Source organism: Pseudomonas sp. YNh (genome assembly GCF_037993085.1).
GTDB lineage: Bacteria > Pseudomonadota > Gammaproteobacteria > Pseudomonadales > Pseudomonadaceae > Aquipseudomonas > Aquipseudomonas putida.
Map to the genome: position 1 here is coordinate 89,012 of NZ_JBBMRJ010000018.1, position 26,470 is coordinate 115,481.

Annotated in this window: 24 protein-coding genes; 5 read left to right on the forward strand and 19 right to left on the reverse strand. The window is 62.3% G+C overall.

Annotated features, from left to right (window positions below; genetic code table 11):
* The first annotated feature begins 239 nt into the window (after positions 1–239).
* Positions 240–1,568 (forward strand): glutamate/aspartate:proton symporter GltP, encoded by a 1,329-nt coding sequence (gene gltP / locus WF331_RS18890; protein WP_016497431.1) that lies wholly within the window; start codon positions 240–242, stop codon positions 1,566–1,568.
* A 173-nt stretch (positions 1,569–1,741) separates the two neighbouring features.
* Positions 1,742–2,971: a nucleoside recognition domain-containing protein gene (locus tag WF331_RS18895; RefSeq protein ID WP_016497432.1), complete on the forward strand. Its 1,230-nt coding sequence runs from the start codon at positions 1,742–1,744 to the stop codon at positions 2,969–2,971.
* On the opposite strand, the gene WF331_RS18900 is transcribed toward WF331_RS18895, so the two are convergent.
* From WF331_RS18900 to WF331_RS18940, 9 genes are all read right to left on the reverse strand, one after another.
* A complete protein-coding gene (locus WF331_RS18900) occupies positions 2,953–3,588 on the reverse strand; it encodes an ABC-type transport auxiliary lipoprotein family protein (protein ID WP_197899058.1) in 636 nt (211 codons plus the stop codon). The two genes, WF331_RS18895 and WF331_RS18900, sit on opposite strands and share 19 nt — an antisense overlap.
* Positions 3,585–4,523: an MlaD family protein gene (locus WF331_RS18905; protein WP_016497434.1), complete on the reverse strand. Its 939-nt coding sequence runs from the start codon at positions 4,521–4,523 to the stop codon at positions 3,585–3,587. The genes WF331_RS18900 and WF331_RS18905 overlap by 4 nt, the downstream gene beginning before the upstream one ends.
* A gap of 3 nt (positions 4,524–4,526) precedes the next feature.
* Positions 4,527–5,318, reverse strand: coding sequence for an ABC transporter ATP-binding protein (locus WF331_RS18910; protein WP_049273090.1), 792 nt, complete (start codon positions 5,316–5,318; stop codon positions 4,527–4,529).
* Positions 5,315–6,448: an ABC transporter permease gene (locus WF331_RS18915; RefSeq protein ID WP_041167477.1), complete on the reverse strand. Its 1,134-nt coding sequence runs from the start codon at positions 6,446–6,448 to the stop codon at positions 5,315–5,317. Before WF331_RS18915 ends, WF331_RS18910 begins: the two co-directional genes overlap by 4 nt.
* Positions 6,449–6,562: 114 nt before the next feature.
* Positions 6,563–7,585: a DUF5924 family protein gene (locus WF331_RS18920; protein WP_016484295.1), complete on the reverse strand. Its 1,023-nt coding sequence runs from the start codon at positions 7,583–7,585 to the stop codon at positions 6,563–6,565.
* Positions 7,586–7,706: 121 nt separating this feature from the next.
* Positions 7,707–9,113 carry a M16 family metallopeptidase gene (locus WF331_RS18925; protein ID WP_241800260.1) on the reverse strand — a complete coding sequence of 469 codons (1,407 nt, stop codon included), beginning with the start codon at positions 9,111–9,113 and terminating at the stop codon, positions 7,707–7,709.
* Between the two features lie 30 nt (positions 9,114–9,143).
* Complete coding sequence (locus tag WF331_RS18930; RefSeq protein WP_016497438.1) at positions 9,144–10,802, reverse strand: Na/Pi cotransporter family protein; 1,659 nt, start codon at positions 10,800–10,802, stop codon at positions 9,144–9,146.
* A 199-nt stretch (positions 10,803–11,001) separates the two neighbouring features.
* Positions 11,002–11,772, reverse strand: coding sequence for a TerC family protein (locus WF331_RS18935; RefSeq protein WP_016497439.1), 771 nt, complete (start codon positions 11,770–11,772; stop codon positions 11,002–11,004).
* Between the two features lie 69 nt (positions 11,773–11,841).
* On the reverse strand, positions 11,842–13,149 hold the full coding sequence (locus WF331_RS18940) for a CitMHS family transporter (protein ID WP_016497440.1): 1,308 nt from the start codon (positions 13,147–13,149) through the stop codon (positions 11,842–11,844).
* A 267-nt stretch (positions 13,150–13,416) separates the two neighbouring features.
* Between WF331_RS18940 and WF331_RS18945 the strand changes: the two genes are divergently transcribed.
* Positions 13,417–13,818, forward strand: coding sequence for a GFA family protein (locus WF331_RS18945; RefSeq protein WP_151325808.1), 402 nt, complete (start codon positions 13,417–13,419; stop codon positions 13,816–13,818).
* Positions 13,819–13,945: 127 nt separating this feature from the next.
* Here WF331_RS18945 and WF331_RS18950 read toward each other — a convergent pair whose 3' ends face one another.
* The 10 genes from WF331_RS18950 to WF331_RS18995 all read right to left on the reverse strand — a co-directional run bounded on the left by WF331_RS18950 (position 13,946) and on the right by WF331_RS18995 (position 23,760).
* A complete protein-coding gene (locus tag WF331_RS18950; RefSeq protein WP_340623202.1) occupies positions 13,946–15,901 on the reverse strand; it encodes a DUF7844 domain-containing protein in 1,956 nt (651 codons plus the stop codon).
* Entirely contained in the window at positions 15,898–16,218 is a 321-nt protein-coding gene (locus tag WF331_RS18955; RefSeq protein ID WP_019473446.1) for a DUF2388 domain-containing protein, read from the reverse strand. Before WF331_RS18955 ends, WF331_RS18950 begins: the two co-directional genes overlap by 4 nt.
* 37 nt (positions 16,219–16,255) lie before the next feature.
* Entirely contained in the window at positions 16,256–16,549 is a 294-nt protein-coding gene (locus tag WF331_RS18960; RefSeq protein WP_016497444.1) for a DUF2388 domain-containing protein, read from the reverse strand.
* An 88-nt stretch (positions 16,550–16,637) separates the two neighbouring features.
* Positions 16,638–16,955 carry a DUF2388 domain-containing protein gene (locus WF331_RS18965; protein WP_043198703.1) on the reverse strand — a complete coding sequence of 106 codons (318 nt, stop codon included), beginning with the start codon at positions 16,953–16,955 and terminating at the stop codon, positions 16,638–16,640.
* 303 nt (positions 16,956–17,258) lie between these two features.
* Positions 17,259–17,474 carry a DUF1127 domain-containing protein gene (locus WF331_RS18970; RefSeq protein ID WP_016497446.1) on the reverse strand — a complete coding sequence of 72 codons (216 nt, stop codon included), beginning with the start codon at positions 17,472–17,474 and terminating at the stop codon, positions 17,259–17,261.
* Positions 17,475–17,857: 383 nt separating this feature from the next.
* A complete protein-coding gene (locus tag WF331_RS18975) occupies positions 17,858–19,351 on the reverse strand; it encodes an acetyl-CoA hydrolase/transferase family protein (protein ID WP_049273105.1) in 1,494 nt (497 codons plus the stop codon).
* A 186-nt stretch (positions 19,352–19,537) separates the two neighbouring features.
* The gene (locus tag WF331_RS18980; protein ID WP_229609753.1) at positions 19,538–20,974 is read right to left on the reverse strand and encodes an NAD(P)(+) transhydrogenase (Re/Si-specific) subunit beta; all 1,437 of its coding nucleotides are present in this window, start codon (positions 20,972–20,974) and stop codon (positions 19,538–19,540) included.
* 2 nt (positions 20,975–20,976) lie between these two features.
* Positions 20,977–21,291 carry an NAD(P) transhydrogenase subunit alpha gene (locus WF331_RS18985; protein WP_016484308.1) on the reverse strand — a complete coding sequence of 105 codons (315 nt, stop codon included), beginning with the start codon at positions 21,289–21,291 and terminating at the stop codon, positions 20,977–20,979.
* A gap of 11 nt (positions 21,292–21,302) precedes the next feature.
* A complete protein-coding gene (locus tag WF331_RS18990; RefSeq protein ID WP_016497449.1) occupies positions 21,303–22,424 on the reverse strand; it encodes a Re/Si-specific NAD(P)(+) transhydrogenase subunit alpha in 1,122 nt (373 codons plus the stop codon).
* Positions 22,425–22,860: 436 nt separating this feature from the next.
* A complete protein-coding gene (locus WF331_RS18995; RefSeq protein WP_016497450.1) occupies positions 22,861–23,760 on the reverse strand; it encodes a LysR family transcriptional regulator in 900 nt (299 codons plus the stop codon).
* Between the two features lie 160 nt (positions 23,761–23,920).
* Here WF331_RS18995 and WF331_RS19000 point away from each other — a divergent pair, with 160 nt between their 5' ends.
* On the forward strand, positions 23,921–25,102 hold the full coding sequence (locus WF331_RS19000; protein ID WP_016497451.1) for an acyl-CoA dehydrogenase: 1,182 nt from the start codon (positions 23,921–23,923) through the stop codon (positions 25,100–25,102).
* A gap of 14 nt (positions 25,103–25,116) precedes the next feature.
* A complete protein-coding gene (locus WF331_RS19005; RefSeq protein ID WP_016497452.1) occupies positions 25,117–26,337 on the forward strand; it encodes a CaiB/BaiF CoA transferase family protein in 1,221 nt (406 codons plus the stop codon).
* Positions 26,338–26,470 lie beyond the last annotated feature (133 nt).

Consider the following 26,470-nt stretch of genomic DNA (forward strand, 5'->3'; position numbering starts at 1 on the left):
TTTTCGTGCGAACCGGTATGCGAAAGCGGTATGGGGTATGCGTTTCCGGCATTAGATTTCCCCCCTTGCCATCGCAATAGTTGCCGCCTTTTTCGCTGGCCAGAGCGCCCTGTCGCTCGCCTGCGCTGTCCTTACATGAAGTCGCCGGATGGATTGATTTGCTGCCCGTGAGCTGGCCAATGGCTCCGTCACGGGCGTTTTCGTCCGGTGCCATGACCACTAGAACAAAGGGTAAAGACATGAAGAAGGCAAAACTGAGCCTCGCCTGGCAGATCGTTATCGGTCTGGTCCTGGGCGTTGCAATCGGCGCGCTGCTGAACCACTTCAGCGCGGAAAAGGCCTGGTGGATCAGCAACGTCCTCCAGCCCGCCGGTGACATCTTCATTCGCCTGATCAAGATGATCGTCGTCCCGATCGTGATTTCGTCGCTGATCGTGGGTATCGCCGGGGTTGGCGATGCGAAGAAACTGGGCAGCATCGGCCTGAAGACCATCATCTACTTCGAAGTGGTGACCACCATCGCCATCGTCGTGGGTTTGGTGCTGGCCAACCTGTTCCACCCGGGCGCCGGTATCGACATGAGCACCCTGGGTACCGTGGACATCTCCAAGTACCAGGCCACTGCGGCTGAGGTGCAGCATGAGCACGCGTTCATCGAAACCCTGCTGAATCTGATCCCGTCAAACATCTTCGCAGCGCTGATGCGTGGCGAAATGCTGCCGATCATCTTCTTCTCGGTCATGTTCGGCCTGGGCCTTTCGAGCCTGCAGGCAGAACTGCGCGACCCACTGGTACGCACCTTCCAGGCCGTCTCGGAAACCATGTTCAAGGTCACCCACATGATCATGAACTACGCCCCGATCGGTGTGTTCGCCCTGATCGCCGTGACCGTGGCCAACTTCGGCTTCAGCTCGCTGCTGCCGCTGGCCAAGCTGGTACTGCTGGTGTACTTCGCCATCGCCTTCTTCGCCTTCATGGTGCTGGGGCTGGTGGCCCGCGTGTTCGGCTTCTCGGTGATCAAGATCATGCGCATCATGAAAGATGAGCTGATCCTGGCCTACTCCACCTCCAGCTCCGAAACCGTGCTGCCGCGCGTGATCGAGAAAATGGAAAAGTACGGCGCGCCGAAGTCGATCTGCTCGTTCGTGGTACCGACCGGCTACTCCTTCAACCTTGACGGTTCGACCCTGTACCAGAGCATCGCGGCCATCTTCATCGCCCAGCTGTACGGTATCGACCTGTCGTGGAGCCAGCAGCTGCTGCTGGTGCTGACCCTGATGGTCACCTCCAAAGGCATCGCTGGCGTGCCGGGCGTATCGTTCGTGGTCCTGCTGGCTACCCTGGGCAGCGTGGGCATCCCGCTGGAAGGCCTGGCCTTCATCGCCGGTGTCGACCGCATCATGGACATGGCCCGTACCGCGCTGAACGTGGTGGGCAACGCCCTGGCGGCACTGGTCATCGCGCGCTGGGAAGGCATGTACGACGCGGCCAAGGGTGAGAAGTACTACGCCTCGCTGATGGCCGACAAAAAGGAAGCTGTAGTCGCTGGCGAAACCGCCAAGCGCTGAGCCTGATGGCAGCTTGACCAAGAGCCCCGACCTGTCGGGGCTTTTTGTTGTCTGTGAGATCTTGGGCCGCGTTGCGGCCCTATCGCGACGCAAGGCCGCAGCCTTCGCCTGCGATCGCCAGTCAGGGGCTGCGATACGCTATCATTCGGGCATTTTTCAGGGGGTACACGCGGATGCTCAACGGCCTTTGGCTTGGCTTTTTCCTGGTGGCGGCGGTGTCCGCCCTGGCCCAATGGCTGGTAGGCGGCAACGCTGGCATCTTCGCGGCAATGGTCGAAAGCATCTTTGCCATGGCCAAGCTGTCGGTCGAGGTGATGGTGCTGCTGTTCGGCACCCTGACCCTGTGGCTGGGCTTTCTGAAGATCGCCGAGAAGGCCGGTATCGTCGAATGGTTGGCCAAGGTGCTGGGCCCGCTGTTTGCCCGCCTGATGCCTGAGGTACCGCCCGGCCACCCTGCCCTGGGCCTGATTACCATGAACTTCGCCGCCAACGGCCTGGGCCTGGACAACGCCGCCACGCCGATTGGCCTGAAGGCCATGCGCGCACTGCAGGAGCTGAACCCCAGCAGCACCACCGCGAGCAACGCGCAGATCCTGTTCCTGGTGCTCAACGCCTCGTCGCTGACGCTGCTACCGGTCACCATCTTCATGTACCGGGCCCAGCAGGGCGCGCCCGACCCGACCATGGTGTTCCTGCCAATACTGCTGGCGACCAGCGTCTCGACCCTGGTCGGCCTGCTGTCGGTGGCTGTGATGCAGCGTTTGCGTCTGTGGGACCCGGTGGTGCTTGCCTACTTCATCCCCGGCGCTTTGCTGCTGGGCGGTTTCATGGCGTTTCTTGGCACCCTGTCGGCCGCCGCGCTGGCTAGCCTGTCATCGATCCTGGGCAACCTCACGCTGTTTGGCGTGATCATGCTATTCCTGGTGATTGGCGCCATGAGGCGGGTGAAGGTGTATGAAGCCTTTGTCGAAGGCGCCAAGGAAGGCTTCGACGTGGCCAAGAACCTGCTGCCGTACCTGGTGGCGATGCTGGTGGCGGTGGGTGTGCTGCGCGCCTCTGGCGCCCTGGAGCTGGCCCTGGACGGTATCCGTCATGCGGTGAACTGGATGGGCCTGGATACCCGCTTCGTCGAGGGCCTGCCCACCGCGCTGGTCAAGCCGTTCTCCGGCAGCGCAGCTCGGGCCATGCTGATCGAGACCATGCAGACCCAAGGCGTGGACAGCTTCCCGGCCCTGGTAGCGGCAACGATTCAAGGCAGCACCGAAACCACCTTCTACGTACTGGCCGTGTACTTTGGCGCAGTGGGCATCCAGCGCGTGCGCCATGCGGTGGGTTGCGCACTGCTGGCCGAGTTTTCCGGGGTGATTGCGGCGATTTTCATCTGCTACTGGTTCTTCGCCTGAACCTTCAGTTGAGCCTGGTTGGCCTGGCCAATGGTCCAGCCCACCACCTGCCCCACCAGCTGGTCGCTGGCCTGGCCGAAGCCGGCGACCACCGCTGACACCTGCTTGTCGGCCAGCGGCTGGCGGACCTCGAAGCGCTTGCTGGCCAGGATACGCTGGGTGCGGCCCTGGACCAGACGCGCGTCGTAGCGGATCACCACCTCCACTGCCCCGCCCGGGCGGTATTCACTCTGAAACGCCTGCAACTCGCCAGCCAGCTCGTAGTCGGCCTGCAGGTTGCTGTCGTCGGCGCTCAGGCGCTGCACCTGGCCGTCGCGCTGAAAACCATCGAGCAGGCGGTTGCGCAGCAGCACCGGGGCCGCATCGCTCCAGCGCGCGCCCTTGTAACTGCTGACCACATCGCCCTGCGGGATGACGGCAATGCGGGGCCCCGCCAGCACTTCACTGGCCAGCGGCTTGTTCAGGCGCAAGGACCAGTCCAGCGGCGCCGCCGTGCGGCTGGGCTGGTTTACCGGCAGGCGATAGAGGTCGAAGGGTTCGGTCTTGGGCAGGATTGAGCAGGCACTGGCCAGGCTAAGCGCGGCCGCGAGGGCCAGCAGGCGCATCGACAGTTTCATGGCTGGAACTCCTTGTTGTTGTCGCGGCCGAGCAGGTAGCCGCTCGGGTCGGCCTCCAGTTGCCGGGAAATGCCTTTTAGCGCGTTGAGGGTTTCGCGCAGCTCGCGAATGGCTGGGGTGAGCTGATTCAGGCCCTGGGCGCCATCGCCGATGGCCTCGCTGTTGTTTTTCAGCAAGTTGTTGATGGTGGCAGTGCTTTCGGCCAAGGACTGCATGGCCTGTTCGGCACTGCCGATTGCCTGCTTGCCATCGCTGGCCAGCAGGCCGTTGGCATTGCGCATCAGTGCCTGGGTTTCGGCCAACGTGGCACTGGCCTGCTTGCCCACCTGCACCAGTTGCTCGATGGCCTGGGCGATGCTGCCGTGCTGGCCGGCGAAGGCACCCGTGGTCTTGTCGAGGTTGGCCAGGGTGCTGCTGAGGTGGCCGATGTTGTCCTCGGAGAACATCTGGTTGGCGTTGTGCAGCAGCAGGTTGATGTTGGTGACCAGGTCACTGCTGTCGTTGAGCAGTCGCGAGATCGGCGACGGCGAGGCGATGATCACCGGCAGCTTGCCATCCTTGCCTTTCAGTTCCGGGCTTTGCGGGGTGCCGCCGCTGAGCTGGATGAACGAGTTGCCTGTCACGCCGGCCAGGGTCAGCTTGGCCTGGGTGTCTTCTTTTACCGGGGTGTCGCCGCTCAGGCGCACCCGGGCCAGTACCCGGCGCGGGTCTTTCGGGTCCAGTCGCAGGGTGGATACATCGCCGACCTTGATGCCGTTGTACTGCACCGGGCTGCCGCGCGACAGACCGGAAACGGCTTCGTTGAACACCACTTCGTAATCCTTGAAGGCGTCATCGACGCTGGACTTGGTCAGCCAAAGGCCGAACAGCATGGCACCAGCCACCACCAGGACGGTGACCAGGCCGATAAGAACGTGATGGGCTCGGGTTTCCATTGCTCAGCGCTCCTGCCCGGCACGGGTGGCGGCCTGCTCGGCGGCGCGCCCGCGTGGGCCGTGAAAGTATTCTTGAATCCAGGCGTCGTTGGTCTGTTCGACCTCGGCCAGCGGGCCGGCCACCAGGACCTTTTTCTGCGACAGCACCGCGATGCGGTCGGTAATGGTGTAAAGGGTGTCGAGGTCGTGTGTGATGAGGAACACCGACAAGCCCAGTGCATCGCGCAGGGTCAGGATCAGCTGGTCGAACGCGGCGGCGCCGATCGGGTCCAGGCCGGCGGTGGGCTCGTCGAGAAACAGGATGTCCGGGTCCAGTGCCAGGGCACGGGCCAGCGCTGCACGCTTGATCATGCCCCCCGACAGCGAGGACGGGTACTTGTCGGCGGCGGAAATGGGCAACCCGGCCAGGGCCAGCTTCACGCCGGCCAGGTGCTCGGCATCGGCGCGGGACAGCCCGGCGTGTTCGATCAACGGCAACGCTACGTTCTCGGTGACGGTAAGCGAAGAGAACAGCGCGCCCTTCTGGAACAGCACGCCGAAGCGCCGTTCCACCAGCGAGCGCTGCTCTTCGCCAAGGCCCGCGAGGTCCTGGCCGAACACCTTGATCAGCCCCTCATTGGGCCGGCGCAGGCCAATGATGCTGCGCAGCAGTACCGACTTGCCGCTGCCCGAACCGCCGACCACGGCCAGGATTTCACCACGGTACAGGTCCAGGTCCAGGTTTTCATGCACAACCTGGGAGCCGAAGCGGTTGCAGATGCCGCGGGCTTCGATCACTTTTTCCCGGTCATTCACCAGCCCATCTCCATGAAGAACAGGGCGGCCACGGCGTCCAGCACGATGACCACGAAAATTGACTGCACCACCGCCGAGGTGGTGTGTGCGCCCACCGATTCGGCGCTGCCGCTGACCTTGAAGCCTTCGAGGCAGCCGATGGCGGCGATCAGGAAGGCAAAGAACGGCGCCTTGGCCAGGCCCACCAGGAAGTGTTGCACGCCGATATCGCTTTGCAGCAGCGACAGGAACATGGCCGGTGAGATGTCCAGCGACAGGGCGCAGACCACTGCGCCGCCGACGATGCCGCAGATCATCGCGATGAAGGTGAGCAAGGGCAGCGTAATCAGCAACGCCAGTACCCGTGGCACCACCAGCAGCTCCATGGGGTTCAGGCCCAGGGTGCGGATGGCGTCGATTTCTTCGTTGGCCTTCATCGAGCCGATCTGCGCGGTGAAGGCGCTGGCGGTGCGGCCGGCCATGAGGATGGCGGTCAGCAGCACGGCGAACTCGCGCAGGAACGAGAACGCCACCAGGTCGACGGTGAAAATGGTCGCGCCGAACGCGGCCAGCACCGTGGCACCGAGGAAGGCCACCACCGCGCCTACCAGGAAGGTCAGCAAGGCGACGATAGGGGCTGCGTCCAGCCCGGTCTGCTCGATATGTGCAACAACCGGCGTGAGGCGCCAGCGGTGCGGTGTGAGGGCGCGGCGCAGCAGGGTTTCGAGGATGACCCCGATGAAGCCCAGCAACTGCATGGAGTCTTGCCACAGGGTGCCGACGGCACGGCCGATGCGTTCCAGCAGCATCAGCAGTACGTTGCGCTCGGGTTCCTTGACCGGGATGCAGTAGTCCTGGACCGAGCAGTAGACGTTCTTGAGCAGTGCGCGGCTGGCTTCGGGCAGGTCTTCGGTGCAGTGTGACAGGCGCTCGGAGCCAAGCAGCTCGGCCAGAAGCGATGCCCCGGCGGTGTCCAGGCGGCCCAGTTGGCTGAGATCGGCGACGGTGTCGGCAGGGTATTGGGCGCGCAGCTGCTCGCTCTCGCGCCTGAGGCTGGCGTAGTGCGCCAGGGTCCAGTCACCGGTTATGCGCAGGCAGGCCGGTTGGCTGCTGGCGTCCAGGGTGGCGCTGGGGGTGGTCATAGGCTCCATGCAATTGACTCGGCGCTAAGGCTTAGGGGCTGATCATAGCGCAGCGGGCATGGGCTGTTTGGTGATTATGTGCTGTGTGTTGATGCCCCGGGGGCGCATAGCGCCCCCTTTCATTTACTGCGCTGGCGTGTCGTCGACCACCTTGAAGCGCAGTACGCCAATCACCTGGCCATCTTCGGTCAGCACCCTGACCTGCCATTTGCCCACCGGGTTTGGCGGGAAGTTCTGCTTGTGGGTCCAGGCCCGGTAGCCTTCCTTGCGCCCGCCGTGGATGTCCAGGGCGATGCGGTCAACTTCCTTACCGTCCTTTTGCCACACATGGTAGATCCGCTCGTTCAGGCCGCGGGGTGCGTTGATGGCGGTGTAGGCGTACAGGCCACTGCTGCGGATGCGGCTGGCGGCAATCTCGTCCAGCGACTCGCCTGGCTGGCGGTTCAGCACTTCGGTACTCACCGCCACCTCGGTCATCCACAGGGTGGCTGGCGGTACCCAGGAGCGCAGCAGCCAGCCCCCGGCACCGACCGACAGGGTAACCAGTACCAGCGCCACGGCGCGGCGCCAGTTGTTGATCGGGAAGCTGCTGGCCAGGCTGGGGAACGACAGGGCCATGGCCGCGATCAGGGCCAGCTTGAAGCTTTGCGCGGTGGTCAGATGCAGGATGATCGGCAGTGCGGTCAGCAGGGCGGCGAACAGCGTCAGGGTATGCAGCGCCAGGAACAGCCAGCGCCGCGGTGCCAGCCACTTGTAGTACAACGGGTCGATGATCGAAATCAGGCCCGCGGCGCCGAGCAAGCCGGTGAATACCAGCTGGCCGCTGTTCCAGGTGGTGGTGATGAAGAAGAACGGCAGCACGAAGAACAGCGTTTCCTGGTGGATCATCTGCGTCGCGTAGCGCAACAGCGGCTGCGGGATTTCGCGGTTGAAGGTGCGGGCGAACAGGCCGGTGAGGGTGTTTTCCAGCATCAGCCAGACCCAGCTGACCAGCATGAGTACGGCAACCCAGCTGGCCAGGCCGGCCTGGCGGTCGACCAGGATGAAGCTGCCGATACCGGAGAGGAAACCGCCGAGCGCGATGATGCCGGGGTAGCGTTTGAGCAGTTCGATGATGCGCTGGACGATATGGGGGATTTGGGGCATTGGGGGCTACAACAGAAAGGGTGAGGTGGCTGTACGGCCCCTTCGCGGGCTTGCCCGCTCCCATAGGGTTCGGCGCTAACGCCCGCGAAGGGGCCGGTACTGGCAAAAGGATACCGCCGATTCACCGCTCCCGTGTAGCACCACTCGGCCGTTCAGGCCCATGCCGTCGCCAGCGCAGCAACCCTGCCGCCAGGATCAGCCCCACAAGCAAGGCGGCCAGCCCGTAAAGCTCGTCGTAGCCAAGCAACGGCTTCTCGATACGCAGGTAGCCCTCTTCCCTGAGCAGTTCTTTCAGCGCCGCGTTGGCCTGTTCCAGGCTGACCTGGCGCAGCTTGCGCACCGGGTTGGCAAAACGCCCGTCGGTATAGTCGTTCAGCGCGCCCCAGTAATAGTCGGCCAGGGCGCTGTTGCCTTGGGTGCTCCAGCTCTCCTTGGCGACGCTAGCGTCCTTGATGCGGGCGAAGGTGTCCGGGTCCAGGCCTTCCTTGCGCAGGTGCTCGAACAGGGCCTGCATTACCTTTACCGCCTTGTCGATGTCATCGCGCTCAAGGTCGGCGTTGAGGCTGAGCAGGCCGGTGTCGCCAAAGCTCTCGCGCTGCACCGATGGACCGTAGGACAGCCCGTTGCGCAGGCGTAGCTGGTCGTACAGCGCCCAGTCCAGGTAGCGCGACAGCAGGTCGAGGGTGGCCTGGTGGTCGTTGTCCAGCACCGGCTCGATGAACAGCCAGTGCAGTTTGACGCTGTCACCCAGCCAGCCCCGGGTCAGGTCGCGACGTTGTTCGGCCTGGTGGGTGATGCTCTCCAGGTTGCGGCGCTCCTCCGGTTCGGTGGCTGGCAGTTCGCCAAAGGTCCGTTCCAGATAAGCCGGCAGCAGCCGGTCGAGGCCGCCGACCATGATCAGGGTCATGTTGTTGGCCGCGTACCAGCGGTCACGCAAGGCTTGCACCTGCTCCAGGGTCATGTCGTCGATATTGGAGCGCTCCGGGCATTTCAGCCCCAGCTCGGTGGCCAGCTGATCGCTGGCGGGGTGGCCGATGTCCTGGCGGTCGAGCCAGCGCTGCAGGTGGCCATAATGACCGCCATCTTCGCGTTCGATGATGCGCTTGGCGGTGACCAGGGCCTTGGCATCGATAGGGGTGTCGCGGATGACCGCCAGCAGCAGGTCGAGTACCTTGCGCTGGTTGCGCGCCGGGGCTTCGATCACGAAGGTGGTGTCGGCACTGCTGGTATAGGCGTTCCACTCGCCGCCCAGCGTTTGCAAACGCTCTTCCAGGCCGCCCTCGCCTGTTTCGTCGATGCCGCTGAACAGCAGGTGCTCAAGCAGGTGCGGCAGTTCTTTCTGCTCGCAATCGAAGTCGTCCAGGCCGACCCCGACCACCAGGCGGATCGCCACATGGTCACGCTCGTAGCCGTCTTTCAGGATGACCTGCAGGCCGTTGGGCAGCAGGTAGCCCTCAACGCGTGAGCGGTCGAGGGCCAATGAGGACAGGCTGCAGATCAGCAGACAAACGAACATCAGGCAACGCATGGGCGAGCGAGAATCCTCTGGTAGGCAAAATCAGGGCAGACGGGCTTCGTCCGGCACGCTGTCGAGCATCAGGCCGCCGGTGTCCGAGCCGCCCAGTACCACATAGGCACTGCTGCAGAACAAAGAGTTCAACCGCTTCATGTCGGCAATCAGCTCCAAGTGTAGCGAACTGGTCTCGATACTTTGCACCACCTTACGCTGCAAGCGGCTGACATGGGCGTGCGCCAAGCGCCGTTCCTGGGCGCGAAAACGGCGTTTTTCACGCAGCAGCAAGCGGGCGCTCTCCGGGTCGGCGCTGAGAAACACCGACAGACCCAGGCGCAGGTTGGCCAGTAATTGCTCCTGCAGGCCGGTGAGCTCTTCCAGGCCTGTCTGGGAAAACTCCCGGCGCTGGCTGGTTTTCTGCTGCTGGACCTTGCGTAGCATGCGCTCGATCAGGTCGCAGGCCAGCTTGAGGTTGATCGCCAGCTCGATGATCTCGGCCCAGCGGCGGTTGTCCGGCTCGCTGAGGTCCTCGCGCGACATTTGCGCCAGGTACAGCTTGATCGCGCTGTACAGCGCTTCGGCGTCTTCGCCCAGGACGCGGACCTGCTGTGGCAGGGCGGTCTGGGTGCCGCGCAGGGCACCGAGCACGGCTTCGAGCAGGCTGTCGACGATATCGCCCAGGCGCAGGGTTTCGCGGCAGGCGTTGGCCAAGGCCAGGCTGGGCGTCTCCAGTGCCGAGGCGTCGAGGTGGCGTGGGCGCACTTGTCCGTTGCCGGCTTCGCGCTCGGGCAGCAGGGTATTGCATAGCCGGCCCATCAGTTTGACTGTGGGTAGCATGAGCAGGCAGCGCAGTGTGTTGTAGAGCAGGTGGAAGCCGATCACCAGCTCTTGCGGGCTGAAGCTGAGGGAGTCCATCCACTCCACCAGCGGGTGCAGCACGGGAATGATCAGCAGCAGGCCGAGCAGCTTGTACAGCAGGCTGCCCAAGGCCACCCGGCGCCCGGCGGTGTTCTGCATGCTGGTGCTGATGAAGGCCAGCAAGCCACTGCCGATGTTGGCGCCGACCACCAGGCCGATGGCCACCGGCAGGCTGATGACTTCGGCGCCTGCCAACGTTGCGGTGAGCAGCACGGCGGCAAGGCTGGAATAGGAAACCATCGCGAACATGGCGCCGACCAAGGCGTCCAGCATGATGTCGCCGGTTAGTGAAGCGAACAGCACTTTAACGCCTTGGGCATGGGTGATCGGTGCAGCTGCCTGCACGATCAGTTCCAGTGCCAGAATGATCAGGCCAAGCCCGATACCAACCCGGCCCAGTTGGCCTGCCCGTGTCTGTTTGCGCGAGAGGAAGAAGATTACGCCCAGGAAAATCAGCAGCGGTGACAGCCACGACAGGTCGAAGGTCAGTACACGGGCCATCAGCGCGGTACCCACATCGGCACCCAGCATGATCGCCAGGGCCGGGGTCATGGCCATCAGGCCCTGACCGACGAAAGATGTGACCAACATGGCCGTGGCGTTACTGCTCTGGACCATGGCGGTGACCAGAATGCCGGCGATGAACGCCAGCGGTCGCTTGTCCATGTTCTGGCTGATGATGCGCCGCAGGTTCGAGCCGAATACCCGGAGGATGCCGGTACGCACGATATGGGTGCCCCAGACCAGAAGCGTCACGGCTGAGAGCAGGTTGAGCAGGGTCAGCATGGCGAAGGCCCCCTGTTGCACTGGCCCACCGGGCCAAGAAAAGATACGTGAGCTTTTGAAGAATTTTCAGTGCTCACTCAAAGCTTTAGTTGTTTTGCGCAGCTGTCGCCAGCTTCGCATGGCTGTCATTTGTTTGAAAACGATCAGACATGAAAAAAGGGCCCTGCGAAGGGCCCTTTCTGTTTTGCACTTCCGGGGGTTATTGACCCGGAATGTCTTTGCGCAGTTTCACCGGGTCTTGCTCTTTGCCCTCTTTGCGGGCTGAGGCGGTGCGCATGCGGATGTTGATGGCTTCCACCGCCAGCGAGAACGCCATGGCGAAGTAGACGTAACCCTTCGGCACGTGCACGTCGAAAGATTCGGCGATCAGTACGGTACCGACCACGATCAGGAACGAAAGTGCGAGCATCTTCAGCGACGGGTGTTTGTCGATGAAATTGCTGATGGCACCGGCGCACAGCATCATCACCAGTACGGCGACAACGATGGCGGCGATCATCACCGGCACGTGGGACACCATGCCCACTGCAGTGATTACCGAGTCCAGCGAGAACACGATGTCGATGATGGCGATCTGGATGATGGTGTAGAAGAACTTGCCACCTGCGCCTTTCGGCTCATCCGGGTTTTCGTCTTCGCCTTCCAGGCCGTGGTAGATCTCTTGCGAGCTCTTCCATAGCAGGAACAGGCCACCGAAGAACAGGATCAGGTCACGCCCGGAGATGCCTTGGCCGAACACCACGAACAGGTCGGCGGTAAGGCGCATGACCCAGGTGATCGACAGCAGCAGCAGGATACGGGTGACCATGGCCAGGGCCAGGCCGAAGATCCGGGTGCGCGGCTGCATGTGCTTGGGCATGCGGCTGACCAGGATCGAGATCATGATGATGTTGTCGATCCCGAGGACGATCTCAAGCGCGGTGAGGGTAAAAAAGGCAACCCAGATTTCCGGGCTGGTCAGCCATTCCATGTAATTTCCTTCGAGCGGTAATGGCAACGCGCCCCGGTCAGGGCGCGTCGCGTAGTTGATACGTCTGTATTAAAGACTACTGAACAGCGGGAAAATCCCCATCAGAAGTGCGGCGAGCATTATGCACAGGCACACCAGCACTGCCCACTTGAGCGTGAAGCGCTGATGATCGCCGAACTCGATGCCGGCCAGGGCCACCAGCAGGTAGGTGGAGGGTACCAGCGGGCTGAGCAGGTGTACCGGTTGCCCGACGATCGACGCACGGGCCATTTCCACCGGGGTGATGCCGTAGTGGCTGGCGGCTTCGGCCAGCACCGGCAATACGCCGTAGTAGAAGGCATCGTTGGACATGAAGAAGGTGAACGGCATGCTCACGATCGCGGTGATTACCGCCAGGTAAGGGCCCAGCGCTTCGGGGATGACGGCCAGCAGGCTCTTGGACATGGCGTCGACCATGCCGGTACCCGACAGGATACCGGTGAAGATGCCAGCAGCGAAGATCAGCCCGGTCACGGCCAGCACGCTGCCGGCGTGGGCGGCGATGCGGTCCTTCTGCTGCTGCAGGCACGGGTAGTTGACGATCATGGCGATGCTGAAGGCGATCATGAACAGCACGGGCAGTGGCAGCACGCCGGCGATCAGCGCGACCATCAGGGCGGCGGTCAGGGCACCGTTGAAGTACAGCAGCTTGGGCCGGCGTGCCTCCGGGAATTGCGAAACGGTGATTTCGCTGTGGTCGATATCGTCGGTCGGCAGGTGCAGTTCGCCCAGGCGGGCACGTTCACGCTTGCCGTACATGTAGGCAATGGCCAGGATCGCCACCACGCCGAACAGCATGGCCGGGATCATCGGCACGAAGATGTCCGAAGGGTCCACATGCAGCGCACTGGCGGCACGGGCGGTCGGGCCACCCCAAGGGGTCATGTTCATCACCCCGCCGGCGAGGATGATGAGGCCGGCCATGATCCGCGGGCTCATGCCCAGGCGGCTGTACATAGGCAGCATGGCGGCGCAGCAGATCATGTAGGTGGTGGCGCCGTCACCGTCGAGCGAGACCACCAGGGCCAGCACGGCGGTACCGACCGAGACTTTCAGTGGGTCGCCCTTGACCAGTTTGAGGATCTTGCGCACGGCTGGGTCGAACAGGCCGGAGTCGATCATCAGGGCGAAGTAGAGGATGGCGAACATCAGCATCACGCCGGTAGGCGCAAGCTTGCTGATGCCTTCGAGCATCATGGGGCCGATCTTGGCGGAGAAACCGCCGAACAGGGCGAACAGGATCGGTACCAGGATCAGTGCGATCAAGGCCGACAGGCGCTTGGTCATGATCAGGTACATGAAGGTGATGACCATGGCAAAGCCGAGGAAGGTCAGCATGGCAATACTCCAGGGGTGGCGCGGCGAAAGGAAAGTCTATTCGGGCGGATCAGCGCGTCAGGCGCTGCGCAGGGAGCATGCGGAGGGGTACTGCAGGAAGGCGGGCACAGGAATACATCAGAATCACCATTGTTGTTGTTGATTGGGCCGGGCGCAGTGTTTACCGGGTGCCCTGGCTGACCGGTCTTGTGCCGGTAGTGGCGGCTATCCTATGAGGGCAAGCTTTCAGCCAGCTTTCGCTGAGGCAAAGGCGACGAGAGGTAGGTGATGCAGAATGTGACCGAAGGGGGCTGCCATTGCGGCGCCTTGCGTTACCGGTTGGAGGGTGACCTGACAGACATTGCCCACTGCCACTGCACGATTTGCCGCCGGGTAAGCGGTGGGCTGGTTGTGACCTGGGTCACCCTGCCCCGTTCGGGGTTTGTGTGGCTGGCGGGTGAACCGAACTGCTATGTGGCACCGGCCAGTTGCAGCCGGTACTTCTGCGGGCAGTGTGGGGCGCACGTCGCGCTGGTGACCACGCACAGCCCTGAGACGATCGACGTGACGGTGGCGACGCTGGATCACCCGGAGCGGGTGCGGGCCAACCGGCATATCTGGGTGGGCAGCCGGTTGCCGTGGTTGCATCTGGATGAGGATTTGCCAGAAGAGGATGGCGAAAGCCAGTAAGCAATTGTGCTGGTGCTGCAGGCCCTATCGCCGGCAAGCCAGCTCCTACAGGTACTGCGCAATATTCAAGGCCTGTGCAGAATTTGTGGGAGCTGGCTTGCCGGCGATAGGGCCGGCACAGCCATGCTTACAATTGCAGGCCACCCGCAGCTTTATGCAGCGCCCGCAAATGCTCACCGATCTGCTTCACATTGGCCTCGACCGCGGCAATTTCCTTGGCCCGTGATGGTTCCAGCAGCGCCCTCACCTCTTTGTCCAGGCTGGTGCTCAAGCGCAGCAGCTGCGCCTGGCGTTCGCTGCTGACCTGCTCGAGGTGCTTGCGCTCTTCGGGTTGTGGCAGCCCGTAGCCCTTGGCATCGAGCAACTCTGCCGGGCGGCTGAGGAAACCACTGTTGGCGAGCATCTGCTTGAGGGTGGCGTCAGCTTTGTTGATGCTGCCATCTTTCAGCGCTGCGGCATTCAGGTAACGTTGCTTGACCTCGTCCTGGGCCAGCAGCAGTTGCCGGCGCAAGCTGGCCTGTTCAAGCAGCAGCAACGCAGCGCTGGTGCGCAGGTCGGCCTTGGCGAACCAGGGGCGGCGCTGTTCGGCATCCTGGGCCAGCCAGTCTTCAACCAGGGCCTGCTTGATCGGCAGCTGTTTCCTCAGTACCTCGAACATGGCCTGGTAGCGGTCGCGGTAAGAGTCGAAGCGGTAGCCCAGGCGCAACGCCTCGCGTGGGTCGTCGAGTACGCTGGTGTCGGCCAGCCCCCTGCCCTTGAGCACGGCCAGCAAACCGTTGGGCATGATGCTGTCGAGGTCGTTCAGGCGTGGGTTGGCGGTGCCGCTGCGCAGCAGTTTCAGTGACTCCACCGCACAGTTGTTGGACAGGAACCAATAGTTGCCGTCATAGCTCCAGTGCATCTCGGCGGCCTGACGCACCAGGTTCTCGACTTCATCGCGGCTGAGCTTCAGGGGTACCGACGCCAGGCTACGCAGTTCGGTCTTGGTGTACTCATCGATCACCTGGCCCAGCGGCAGTACGAACAATCGCGAGGGGTAGACACCCACCAGGCCGTCCCAGCTGGACAGCTGCACGTCGTTGACGAAGGCGCGGTACGACAGCACCAGGCTCTGGTCGAGGTCCAGGCGGCAGTCCGGCCCGCGTGGGCGGCCGGGCTTGCAGATCACCAGGCGCAGCATGCTGTGGCCCCACCGGCTGACCAGGTTCTGGTTGGCTTCGGCCAGCAGGTAATCCACTTCATACACCCGCTCGGGGTCGATTTCACCCAGCGGCTGGCGGGCGAAGTCGCTGCCCGCGTTGATGAACGGCAGGCCCTTGGCGCAAGTGTCCTGTTGGGGTGCCCAGCCGAAATGTTCGCGCAGGTATTGGTTGAGTGCCGGGCGGCGGCAGCCGTAGCTCGGGTCGAGGAGGAAGTACTCCATGTTGACCGCGATGTACTCCTTGGGGCTGCTCAGCTCATAGCTGTCGGGGCTGCGCACGAACTGGCCATTGTGCTGTTCGCGCTCCCCGCGTCGGCCCACATATTGCTGCCAGCCGGCCAGGTCGAGCAGGCGCGGGTCGTCGCTGAGGGTGAAGCGGCGCTCGGCCTGGCCGCGGCATTCTTCGGGCAGGCCAATCTTGCCCAGTGTGCCTTGCTGGCGCTTGCAGCGGGCAATCAGCGAATTCTCGGCACCGGTCCACAGGCGGGCACGGTCGTAGATATGGGTGAGCTCGTGCAGCACGGTGGCCAGCAGCTCCTCACGTACCGTGCCATGCGGGCGGTTGGTGCGCTCGGTGGCGGCGCTGCCATCGGTGAGGCCGGGCAGCAGGCGACGGTTGAGTTCGAGTGTGGACACCAGCGATGCCTGGCCGTAGGCGTCGGCAGGCATGTTGTCGCTCCAGCTGACCCGCACGCGGCGGTCCAGCTGTTGCTTGAAGCGCGGAGGCAGCTTGCCCATGGCCTCGTCGAGCAGGGCCTGGGTGGCTTGGGTTTGTTGGGGGTCAAGGCCGGATGCCTGCAGCTCAAGCTGCAGGTCGGCCAATGCGGGTGTGCCGAGCAGCGTCAGGACGCAGCCGAGCAGCCAGGCACGTATGCGGTTCACAGCGCGAGGATGGCTTCAGCCAGTACCTGATCGCTGGCACCGCGGGCTTCTGGCACACGCTCGCGCAGGGTGCTGAAGGCGGCCTCGAGCTGGACACCGCGAATGTCACCATTGCTGGCGACGAAGCTGGCGGCGTCATCGTGGGCTTCGCGTACCACTTTGGAGTCGCGAATGGATGTGGTGGTGTCTGAGGTGAAGTCGATCGAGCGGCCAAAGGCACGCACGATGATGTTGCTGGTGGCCACCAAGGTCTGTGCATGAGCCAGGTCGGCCAGCAGCAGCATGCCGAGGGTAGCGGCAATCAGCGGTTTACGCATGGAGCATCTCCGAAAAAATACAGGGAGTCAGATGTAGTTATTGGACGAGAATCGCCTGCGCCAGTTCCAGGTCGCCGACGGCGTGCTGTGAACAATTGTGGCGTAATGATTCCAGCGCGGCCTCCAGCCGCACGCCGCGGATCTGGCCGTCGCTGGCAACGAAGGCAGCCGCATCGTCGCGCGCCTGGCGAACCAGCTTGCGATCAAACGGTGCGGTGGTGACCTGGCTGGTGACATAGCCGGTGATGACCAGGCTTTGCGTGGTGGTATCCATGGCATGGGCACTGGCCATGCCGGCAACGGAGAACAGCAGCGGCAACAGATAACGCATGGGCTCTACAACGGCTCGGAACGTGGGCGGCAAAGTTGGGTGCGGCTGTGCTGGGGGTGACCAGCACAGCTGAACGGCTCAGCCGGGCTCAGAGCGCCAGGATGGCCTGGGCCAGTTGCGCGTCGCTGGCCTGCAGGGCCGGCATCTGCGAGCGGATGTGCAGGAAAGCGCTCTCCAGCTTGGCACCGCGGATGTCGCCTTGGCTGCCAACGAAGCTGGCGGCGTCGTCACGGGCGGCCTGCACGATCTTGTCGTCTTTGAAAGACGAGGAGATATCGGAAGTGGCATCGGTGGATGCGGCTACTGCGCCAACGACGGCGTCGGTGGTGACAACGAAGCTGGTGGCGTGTGCGGTGCCGGCCAGGCTCAGCATCAGGGCGGCGCCAATCAGGTATTTACGGGACATGATGGTGAACTCCTGGACTAGGATCGGGTGGTTCTGTTTATCGGACGCTCATACAGCTCGTCGCGGTACGTTTAACAGCGGCTTTCAACAGACTGTTAAGCCAAGCGTATCACGCGCCGTTGTTTGTGGAAGTTAATGAACGGCACGCCAGATAACTGTACTGGCTTTTTTTCAATATTTATAAACTGTACCTATTAGCATGAAAACGGCTCTAGCGCGCGGCCTGGAAATAAAAAAACCCGTCGCAGTCACCTGCAACGGGTTTGGGAATTCGCGGTGCCAGCGAAGCCGGCAAGCCGGAGCTTAGCGCCAGAAAGGCTTGCTCAGCTCTTCGTAACGCTGCGACTCGCTGATACCGGCGTCAGCCAGCAGACGGCCGTCCAGGCGAGCCAGTTGACGGCGGCTGGCCATACGGCGCTGCCACAGCAGCAGGGTCGACAGTGCGCGCAGGGGCAGCGAGGCGTTGGATTGCTGGGCGTTGCTTTCAAAAACCAGACCGGAACTGAGGGTACGTTCCATGATGCTTCATCCTTCCGCTTATGGCGGGATTAGGTAGTGATTTAACTGATGCCAATGATCCTCCTCTGTTGTCCATAACAGTAGATACAGTTCTGTTGAAAGACGATGGCTCAGTTAACTGTGTAACCCTACTGTTGCACTCGAAAATGGCGCAACTGTACTGGTCTGCACGAATATGGTGCATTTTAAGGTCGTGAGAAGGTTTTGAACGGCAGGGACCGGCACAAAACCGGTACAGTAGAACAGTTTATGTCGAGGTAGATGACCCAACTGTGTAGCACAGGCTTGTAGGGGTGGCCTTGTGTCGCGATAGGGCCGCAGAGCGGCCCCAGTATTGCGATGTCACAGCTGAGTTGGAGGCGCTGCTGTGCAGCCCATCTGCATCAGCTAGCCAGCATGCGCCCGGTTTCTTCCAGGTTCTCGTGCCAGCTCAGCGCTTCACGCAGGATGTGCGGAGTGTGGCCGCCACGCTGGCAGGCGCGATCGAAGTAATCGTTCAGCGCAGCGCGGTAGTCTGGGTGCACGCAGTTGTCGATGATCGCCCGTGCCCGCTCGCGCGGCGCCAGGCCACGCAGGTCGGCCAGCCCTTGCTCGGTGACCAGGATGTCCACGTCGTGCTCGGTGTGGTCGACATGGCTGACCATCGGCACCACGCTGGAGATCGCGCCGCCTTTGGCAATCGACTTGGTGACGAATACGGCCAGGTGGGCGTTGCGGGCGAAGTCACCCGAGCCGCCGATGCCGTTCATCATCCGGGTACCGCACACGTGGGTGGAGTTGACGTTGCCGTAGATATCGAACTCCAGGGCGGTGTTGATACCAATGATGCCCAAGCGACGAACCACTTCCGGGTGGTTGGAGATTTCTTGCGGGCGCAGCACCAGCTTGTCCTTGTACCGCTCCAGGTTGCCGAAAACGTCGGCATTGCGGCGGCCGGACAAGGTGATCGAGCTGCCCGACGCGAAGCTCAGCTTGCCGGCGTCGATCAGGTCGAAGGTGGAGTCCTGCAGTACTTCGGAGTACATGGTCAGGTCTTCGAACGGCGACTCGATCAGGCCGCACATCACGGCGTTGGCGATGCTGCCGATACCGGCTTGCAGCGGGCCGAGCTTGTTGGTCATTCGGCCGGCTTCAACTTCATTCTTGAGGAAGTTGATCAGGTGGTCGGCGATGCCTTGGGTTTCGTCGTCCGGCGGCAGTACGGTGGACGGTGAGTCCGGCTGGTTGCTGATGACAATGCCGACAATCTTGGCCGGGTCGATCGGAATGGCGGTGCTGCCGATGCGGTCATCGACCTTGACAAGCGGGATTGGCGTGCGGGTCGGGCGGTAGGTCGGGATATAGATGTCGTGCAGGCCTTCGAGGTTGGGGTTGTGCGAGAGGTTGATCTCGACAATCACCTGCTTGGCAAAGATCGCGAAGCTGGCCGAGTTGCCTACCGACGTGGTTGGCACGATGTGGCCTTGTTCGGTGATGGCCACGGCTTCGATGACAGCGATGTCCGGCAGCTTCAGCTGCTGGTTACGCAATTGTTCGACGGTTTCCGACAGGTGCTGGTCGATGAACATCACCTGGCCGTCGTTGATGGCCTTGCGCAGGGTGCTGTCGACCTGGAACGGCATGCGGCGAGCCAGCACGCCGGCCTCGGTCAGTTGCTTGTCCAGGTCGTTGCCCAGGCTGGCGCCGGTCATCAGGCTGATTTTCAGTGGCGACTGCTTGGCACGTTCGGCCAGTGCATGCGGTACGGCCTTGGCTTCGCCGGCGCGGGTGAAACCGCTCATGCCGACGGTCATGCCGTCCTCGATCAGACCAGCGGCATCAGCCGCACTCATTACCTTGCTGTGCAGGGAGGACAAGCGGATACGATCACGGTACATGGATTGTTATCTCGGGCTACTGAAACTACTGCAGCGCAGTCTAGAGATTTAGCCCATTGCCGTCCCACGACCATGGTCGTATGAGAAGCCTTGAAGTAGAGCCGTTGATCCGGATCAATAAAAGGAAAGCCCCGGCAGAATCTGACCGGGGCTTCCTTTATATCAGTTGGTTTGCAGCGGCGGTTTTCACTCCACCGCCTTGACCATGTCTTCGATGACCTTCTTGGCGTCACCGAACACCATCATGGTCTTGTCCAGGTAGAACAGTTCGTTATCCAGGCCGGCATAGCCGCTGGCCATGGAGCGCTTGTTGACGATGATGGTCTTGGCCTTGAACGCTTCTAGGATGGGCATGCCGGCGATTGGCGATTTGGGGTCATTCTTCGCCGCCGGGTTGACCACGTCGTTGGCACCCAGCACCAGCACCACGTCGGCCTGGCCGAACTCGGCGTTGATGTCGTCCATCTCGAACACCTGATCGTACGGCACCTCGGCCTCGGCCAGCAGCACGTTCATGTGCCCGGGCATGCGCCCCGCCACCGGGTGGATGGCATACTTCACGGTCACGCCGTTGTGGGTCAGCTTCTCGGTCAGCTCCTTCAGCGCGTGCTGGGCACGGGCCACCGCCAGGCCATAGCCCGGGACGATGATCACGCTGTCGGCGTTGCTGAGCAGGAAGGTGGCATCGTCGGCCGAACCGGACTTCACCGGGCGTTGCTCTTTCGAGCCTTGAGCGGCGCCGGCGTCGGTATCGCCGCCAAAGCCACCGAGGATGACGTTGAAGAACGACCGGTTCATCGCCTTGCACATGATGTACGAGAGGATGGCACCGGACGAACCCACCAGCGAGCCTGCGATGATCAGCATCGAGTTGTTCAGGGAGAAGCCGATACCGGCGGCTGCCCAGCCCGAATAGCTGTTGAGCATCGACACCACCACCGGCATGTCGGCGCCGCCGATCGGGATGATGATCAGCACGCCCATGACGAAGGCCAGGGCCAGCATCAGGGTGAAGGCGCTGTAATGACCGGTGAAGGTGAACAGCAGGCCCAGGGCGATGGTGGTCAGGCCGAGGATCAGGTTCAGCTTGTGCTGGCCGGGGAACTGTACCGGGGCGCCCTGGAACAGGCGGAACTTGTACTTGCCCGACAGCTTGCCGAAGGCGATCACCGAACCGGAGAAGGTGATTGCACCGATTGCAGCGCCGAGGAACAGCTCCAGGCGGTTGCCGGTGGGGATCGGGTCGCTGATTGCGGCAACGATGCCCATCGACTGCGGCTCCAGCACGGCGGCAATGGCGATGAACACCGCAGCCAGGCCGATCATGCTGTGCATGAAGGCGACCAGTTCCGGCATCTTGGTCATCTCGACGCGCTTGGCCATGATCGAACCGGCAGTACCACCGACCAGCAGGCCGACGACGACGTAGCCAATACCCGCGGTAGCCAGCTCGGCGCCCAGCTTATAGATGAGGCCAACCGTGGTGAGCATGGCGATGCCCATGCCGATCATGCCGAACAGGTTGCCGCGCCGCGACGTGGTCGGGTGCGACAGGCCCTTGAGCGCCTGGATGAAGCAGACCGAAGCGACCAGGTACAGAAGTGTTACCAGATTCATGCTCATGCTTACTTCTGCCCCTCGTTCTTGGCTTTCTTCTTGAACATCTCAAGCATGCGGCGGGTGACCAGGAAGCCACCGAACACATTGACCGCGGCCAGGGCCACGGCGAGGGTGCCCATCAGCTTGCCGGCAGGGGTCACGGTGAGGGCGGCGGCCAGCATGGCACCGACGATCACGATGGCAGAGATGGCGTTGGTCACGGCCATCAGCGGCGTGTGCAGTGCCGGGGTGACGTTCCACACCACGTGGTAGCCCACATAGATGGCCAGCACGAAGATGATGAGGTTGTAGATGCCATGGGAAATCAGCATGTCTTCCATTGTCGTGCTCCTTAGCCGTTCTTGCGGACGACTTGACCATCACGGCACATGAGGCAGGCCGCGACGATGTCGTCTTCGAGGTTGATGACCAGCGCGCCGTCTTTGTCGAACAGCAGCTTCATGAAGTCCAGCAGGTTGCGCGCATACAGCGCCGAAGCATCGGCACCCAGCTGGGCCGGCAGGTTGGTCGGGCCGACGATCGTCACGCCGTTTTCCTTTACCACCTGGTCAGCAACGGTGAGCGGGCAGTTGCCACCCTGGGCTGCAGCGAGGTCGATGACCACCGAGCCGGGCTTCATCTGCGCAACGGTTTCGGCGCTGAGCAGCGTGGGTGCCTTGCGGCCTGGGATCAGCGCCGTGGTGATGACGATATCCGCTTGCCTGGCGCGCTCGTGCACCGCCTGGGCCTGGCGTTGCATCCAGCTGGCGGGCATGGGGCGGGCGTAACCGCCGACGCCTTCAGCGCACTCACGTTCCTCATCGGTCTCGTAAGGCACGTCGATGAACTTGGCACCCAGCGACTCGATCTGCTCCTTCACGGCCGGGCGTACGTCGGACGCTTCGATCACTGCACCCAGGCGTTTGGCGGTGGCGATGGCCTGCAGGCCGGCAACACCCGCCCCCAGGATCAGCACGCGCGCGGCCTTCACGGTACCGGCGGCGGTCATCAGCATGGGCATGAAGCGTGGGTAGTAGTGGGCAGCCAGTAGCACGGCCTTGTAACCGGCGATGTTGGCCTGCGACGACAGCACGTCCAGGCTCTGCGCCCGCGAGGTGCGTGGCGCGGCTTCTAGGGCGAAAGCGGTGATACCGCGTTCGGCCATCTTGCCGATCAGCTCGCTGTTGAAGGGGTTGAGCATGCCCGCCAGCAGGCTGCCGCTGTTGATCAGGGCCAGCTCCTGGTCGTTGGGGGCGACCACCTTGAGTACCAATTGGGCGCCGTAGGCATCGGCTGCGCTCCCAAGGGAAGCGCCCACGGCCTCATAGGCACTGTCCGGAATGCTGGCGTTGAGCCCTGCCCCCCGTTGGACGGTGACCTGATGGCCCTGGCCAATCAGTTTCTTGATGGTTTCCGGGGTCGCAGCGACCCTTGTCTCACCGGTCTGCGTCTCGAGAGGAACACCAATGTGCACGACTATTTCTCCTGCGGTGACCTTTTGTCTTTGTAAGAGCCAGCGCACTTCGGATGGTGCGCTGGGGCGGCTGTGGAGCGCCGACCCGCCGAATCCCGGGCGGGCGAAGCATTTTGCAGACGAACCCTGAGGCCTTCAACCGGTTATGGAGCGAAACGAAGTTAAAACTACAAGTCACCCTGTGACCGCTTGTCGCAGCGGTAAGGCTCCAGCCCGTCAAACATAGGCTATTGGGAGATTAGGAGAGAAAATCAAAAATATTTCGGTCAATTCGCTTATTGCACGGTGAATGTCGCAAAATACCGCGCAAAGCCGCGTGGTTAGCAGGGTTAAAGAGGGTTTACACGCTGGCATAACAGTTTATGCATATGCGACAAATACATATATCTGTAGGTGTTTAAAATAATTGACTACAGAGTCAATTTGTCGCACTTGGTCAGTTTGTTGCGGTGTAGGCCCGGGCCTGGCTCACCAGCCAGTCACGGAAGGCGCGCAGCGAGGCCGACTCCACCTTGCGCTCCGGAATCATCAGATAGTAGGCCTTGTTGCTGCTCAGGGCATGCCTGTTAGCGACCACCAACCTACCCTCCCCCAACTCGCGCTGGATCAGGAACGGGGGAATCAGCGCGATCCCCATTTCATGTATCGCCGCCTGGGCGAGCATCGAGAATAGTTCATAACGCGGGCCTGTCATGTCGCGCTCCACATTCATCCCCAGGCTGCCAAACCACTGCCGCCAGGCGTAGGGGCGCGTGCTTTGCTGCAGCAGCGGCAGTTGGGCGATGCGCTGTGCTTCGAGCATGCCCTGCCCAGCCAGCAATGCCGGGCTGCAGACGGGGACCGGGTTCTCCCCCATCAGCCGGTGCGACTGGGTGCCGGACCAGTCGGCATCACCGAAATAGATAGCGGCATCAAAGGGGGTGTCGGCGAAGAGGAATGGCCGGGTGCGGTTGGTGAGGTTGATCGTGACCTCCGGGTGGCGTTGCTGGAAGTCCTTGAGGCGCGGAAGCAGCCATTGGGTGCCAAAGGTAGGCACTACGGCCAGTTCGACCACGCTGGCGCCCTGCTGGCCCATCACCGACAGGGTATCGCGCTCTACGGCGTCCAGTTGTGCGGCAACCTGGCGGCTGTAGGAAAGACCAGCCTCGGTCAGCTTCACGCCGCGGCGCGAACGGCGGAACAGTTCCACATTGAGGAAGGCCTCGAGGCCGCCAATCTGCCGACAAACGGCGCCCTGGGTCAGGGCGAGTTCCTGCGCAGCCTTGGTAAAGCTCTCGTGGCGCGCCGCTGCCTCGAAGCAAACCAGGGCAGCTGTGCTGGGGATCTTGCGGCGCATGTACGTCAACCTCACTCGTAAGGCTGTTTATAAAGGGCTTACCGATTTACGAAGTGACAAATTATCACTAATTGGTGCGCAATCCTCGTTTGTCCCGGCGGTCGATCAGGCCTAGGCTCAAAGGCACAAGAAACTACCCCCTATTTCGAGGATTTCGCTCATGGCCGGTAAAGCAAGCTTCCACTGGATCGACCCGCTGCTGCTGGATCAGCAGCTCACTGAAGAAGAGCGCATGGTGCGTGACAGCGCTTATCAGTTCGCCCAGGACAAGCTGGCCCCGCGTGTGCTCGAGGCCTTCCGCCACGAGCAGACCGACCCGGCGATCTTCCGCGAGATGGGGGAAATTGGCCTGCTGGGTGCCACCATTCCCGAGCAATACGGCGGCAGCGGGCTGAATTACGTGTGCTATGGCCTGATCGCTCGTGAGGTTGAGCGTATCGATTCGGGTTATCGCTCGATGATGAGCGTGCAGTCGTCGCTGGTGATGGTGCCGATCAACGAGTTTGGTACCGAGGCACAAAAGCAGAAGTACCTGCCCAAGCTGGCCAGTGGCGAGTGGATCGGTTGTTTCGGCCTGACCGAGCCTAACCATGGCTCCGACCCTGGCTCGATGATCACCCGCGCCAGGAAGGTCGACGGCGGTTACCGCCTGACCGGGAGCAAGATGTGGATCACCAACAGCCCCATCGCTGATGTATTCGTGGTCTGGGCCAAGGACGATGCAGGGGATATCCGCGGCTTTGTCCTGGAAAAAGGCTGGCAAGGGCTCAGCGCCCCGGCAATCCATGGCAAGGTCGGCCTGCGCGCCTCCATCACCGGTGAAGTGGTCATGGATAATGTGTTCGTGCCAGAAGAGAACATCTTCCCGGATGTGCGCGGTCTCAAAGGCCCGTTTACCTGCCTCAACTCTGCCCGCTATGGCATCTCGTGGGGGGCGCTGGGTGCTGCCGAAGCCTGCTGGCACACCGCGCGTCAGTACACCCTGGACCGTCAGCAGTTCGGTCGCCCTCTGGCTGCCAACCAGCTGATCCAGAAGAAGCTGGCCGACATGCAGACCGAAATCACCTTGGCACTGCAAGGCTGCCTGCGCCTGGGGCGTATGAAGGATGAAGGTACAGCTGCTGTGGAGATTACCTCGATCATGAAGCGTAACTCCTGCGGCAAGGCGCTGGATATCGCCCGCATGGCGCGCGACATGCTGGGTGGCAACGGCATCTCCGATGAGTTTGGCGTGGCCCGTCACCTGGTAAACCTTGAGGTGGTCAACACCTATGAAGGTACTCACGACGTGCATGCACTGATCCTGGGGCGTGCGCAGACCGGTATCCAGGCCTTCTATTAATAAGGAGCCAGCCCATGGGCGCGCTATCACATCTGCGGGTGCTGGACCTTTCGCGCGTGTTGGCCGGCCCTTGGTCTGGCCAGATTCTCGCTGACCTGGGTGCTGACGTTATAAAGGTGGAGCGCCCGGGCAGTGGTGACGATACCCGCGCGTGGGGACCGCCCTTCCTCAAGGATGCCGGGGGTGAAAACACCAGTGAGGCGGCTTACTACCTGTCGGCCAACCGTAACAAGCGTTCGGTGACCATCGATTTCACCCGGCCTGAAGGGCAGCGCCTGGTGCGTGAGTTGGCAGCGAAGTCCGATATTGTCATCGAGAACTTCAAGGTGGGTGGTTTGGCGGCCTATGGGCTGGACTACCAGAGTCTGAAGGCGATCAACCCACAGCTTGTCTATTGCTCCATTACCGGTTTCGGCCAGACCGGGCCGTATGCCAAGCGTGCGGGTTATGACTTCATGATCCAGGGGCTGGGTGGGCTGATGAGCCTGACTGGCCGCCCGGAGGGTGAGGAAGGCGCGGGGCCGGTCAAGGTGGGTGTGGCGCTTACCGACATCCTTACCGGGCTGTACTCAACGGTAGCCATGCTTGCCGCCCTTGCCCATCGGGAGCAGACCGGGGTGGGTCAGCATGTCGACATGGCGTTGCTCGATGTACAAGTAGCCTGCCTGGCTAACCAGGCCATGAATTACCTGACCACAGGCAACCCGCCTCGGCGCCTGGGCAACGCGCACCCTAATATAGTGCCCTACCAGGACTTCCCTACGGCGGACGGCGACTTCATTCTTACCGTGGGCAACGACAGCCAGTTCCGCAAGTTCGCAGAAGTGGCCGGGCAGCCACAATGGGCGGACGATCCACGTTTCCTTACTAATAAGCAGCGGGTGGCCAACAGGGTCGAGCTGATTCCACTGATTCGCCAGGCCACGGTGTTCAAGACAACCGCCGAATGGGTTGCCCAGCTGGAGGCTGCTGGGGTGCCGTGCGGGCCTATCAATGACCTGGCGCAGATGTTCCAGGACCCACAGGTGCTGGCGCGTGGGCTGGCGGTGAACATTCCGCATCCATTGGCGGGTAGCGTGCCGCAGGTAGCCAGCCCTATACGGTTGTCGGAGACGCCGGTGGAGTATCGACGGGCGCCGCCGCTGCTGGGTGAGCATACCGAGGCGGTACTGGGGGAAGTGCTGGGGCTGGAGGCAGGTGAGGTGCAGCGCTTGCGCGAGGCCGGGGTGCTCTAGAAACAGCTGGTGCTACATAAGAGCAGGGAGGCCGCCAGGCCTCCCTGCTTTGCTTTTCAGCGATATTAAGGTTTCTTGAAATTAAAGGTTGACGCCCTTCCGAATCCCCTTATAATGCGCCCCACTTCCAGCG

Bases quoted from the DNA above. Each gene is read 5' to 3' on its own strand.
- gltP (WP_016497431.1), top strand. From the start codon at position 240: ATGAAGAAGGCAAAACTGAGCCTCGCCTGGCAGATCGTTATCGGTCTG.
- WF331_RS18895 (WP_016497432.1), top strand. From the start codon at position 1,742: ATGCTCAACGGCCTTTGGCTTGGCTTTTTCCTGGTGGCGGCGGTGTCC.
- WF331_RS18900 (WP_197899058.1), bottom strand. From the start codon at position 3,588: ATGAAACTGTCGATGCGCCTGCTGGCCCTCGCGGCCGCGCTTAGCCTG.
- WF331_RS18905 (WP_016497434.1), bottom strand. From the start codon at position 4,523: ATGGAAACCCGAGCCCATCACGTTCTTATCGGCCTGGTCACCGTCCTG.
- WF331_RS18915 (WP_041167477.1), bottom strand. From the start codon at position 6,448: ATGGAGCCTATGACCACCCCCAGCGCCACCCTGGACGCCAGCAGCCAA.
- WF331_RS18920 (WP_016484295.1), bottom strand. From the start codon at position 7,585: ATGCCCCAAATCCCCCATATCGTCCAGCGCATCATCGAACTGCTCAAA.
- WF331_RS18925 (WP_241800260.1), bottom strand. From the start codon at position 9,113: ATGCGTTGCCTGATGTTCGTTTGTCTGCTGATCTGCAGCCTGTCCTCA.
- WF331_RS18930 (WP_016497438.1), bottom strand. From the start codon at position 10,802: ATGCTGACCCTGCTCAACCTGCTCTCAGCCGTGACGCTTCTGGTCTGG.
- WF331_RS18935 (WP_016497439.1), bottom strand. From the start codon at position 11,772: ATGGAATGGCTGACCAGCCCGGAAATCTGGGTTGCCTTTTTTACCCTC.
- WF331_RS18940 (WP_016497440.1), bottom strand. From the start codon at position 13,149: ATGCTGACCTTCCTCGGCTTTGCCATGGTCATCACCTTCATGTACCTG.
- WF331_RS18945 (WP_151325808.1), top strand. From the start codon at position 13,417: ATGCAGAATGTGACCGAAGGGGGCTGCCATTGCGGCGCCTTGCGTTAC.
- WF331_RS18955 (WP_019473446.1), bottom strand. From the start codon at position 16,218: ATGCGTAAACCGCTGATTGCCGCTACCCTCGGCATGCTGCTGCTGGCC.
- WF331_RS18960 (WP_016497444.1), bottom strand. From the start codon at position 16,549: ATGCGTTATCTGTTGCCGCTGCTGTTCTCCGTTGCCGGCATGGCCAGT.
- WF331_RS18965 (WP_043198703.1), bottom strand. From the start codon at position 16,955: ATGTCCCGTAAATACCTGATTGGCGCCGCCCTGATGCTGAGCCTGGCC.
- WF331_RS18970 (WP_016497446.1), bottom strand. From the start codon at position 17,474: ATGGAACGTACCCTCAGTTCCGGTCTGGTTTTTGAAAGCAACGCCCAG.
- WF331_RS18975 (WP_049273105.1), bottom strand. From the start codon at position 19,351: ATGTACCGTGATCGTATCCGCTTGTCCTCCCTGCACAGCAAGGTAATG.
- WF331_RS18980 (WP_229609753.1), bottom strand. From the start codon at position 20,974: ATGAGCATGAATCTGGTAACACTTCTGTACCTGGTCGCTTCGGTCTGC.
- WF331_RS18985 (WP_016484308.1), bottom strand. From the start codon at position 21,291: ATGGAAGACATGCTGATTTCCCATGGCATCTACAACCTCATCATCTTC.
- WF331_RS18995 (WP_016497450.1), bottom strand. From the start codon at position 23,760: ATGCGCCGCAAGATCCCCAGCACAGCTGCCCTGGTTTGCTTCGAGGCA.
- WF331_RS19000 (WP_016497451.1), top strand. From the start codon at position 23,921: ATGGCCGGTAAAGCAAGCTTCCACTGGATCGACCCGCTGCTGCTGGAT.
- WF331_RS19005 (WP_016497452.1), top strand. From the start codon at position 25,117: ATGGGCGCGCTATCACATCTGCGGGTGCTGGACCTTTCGCGCGTGTTG.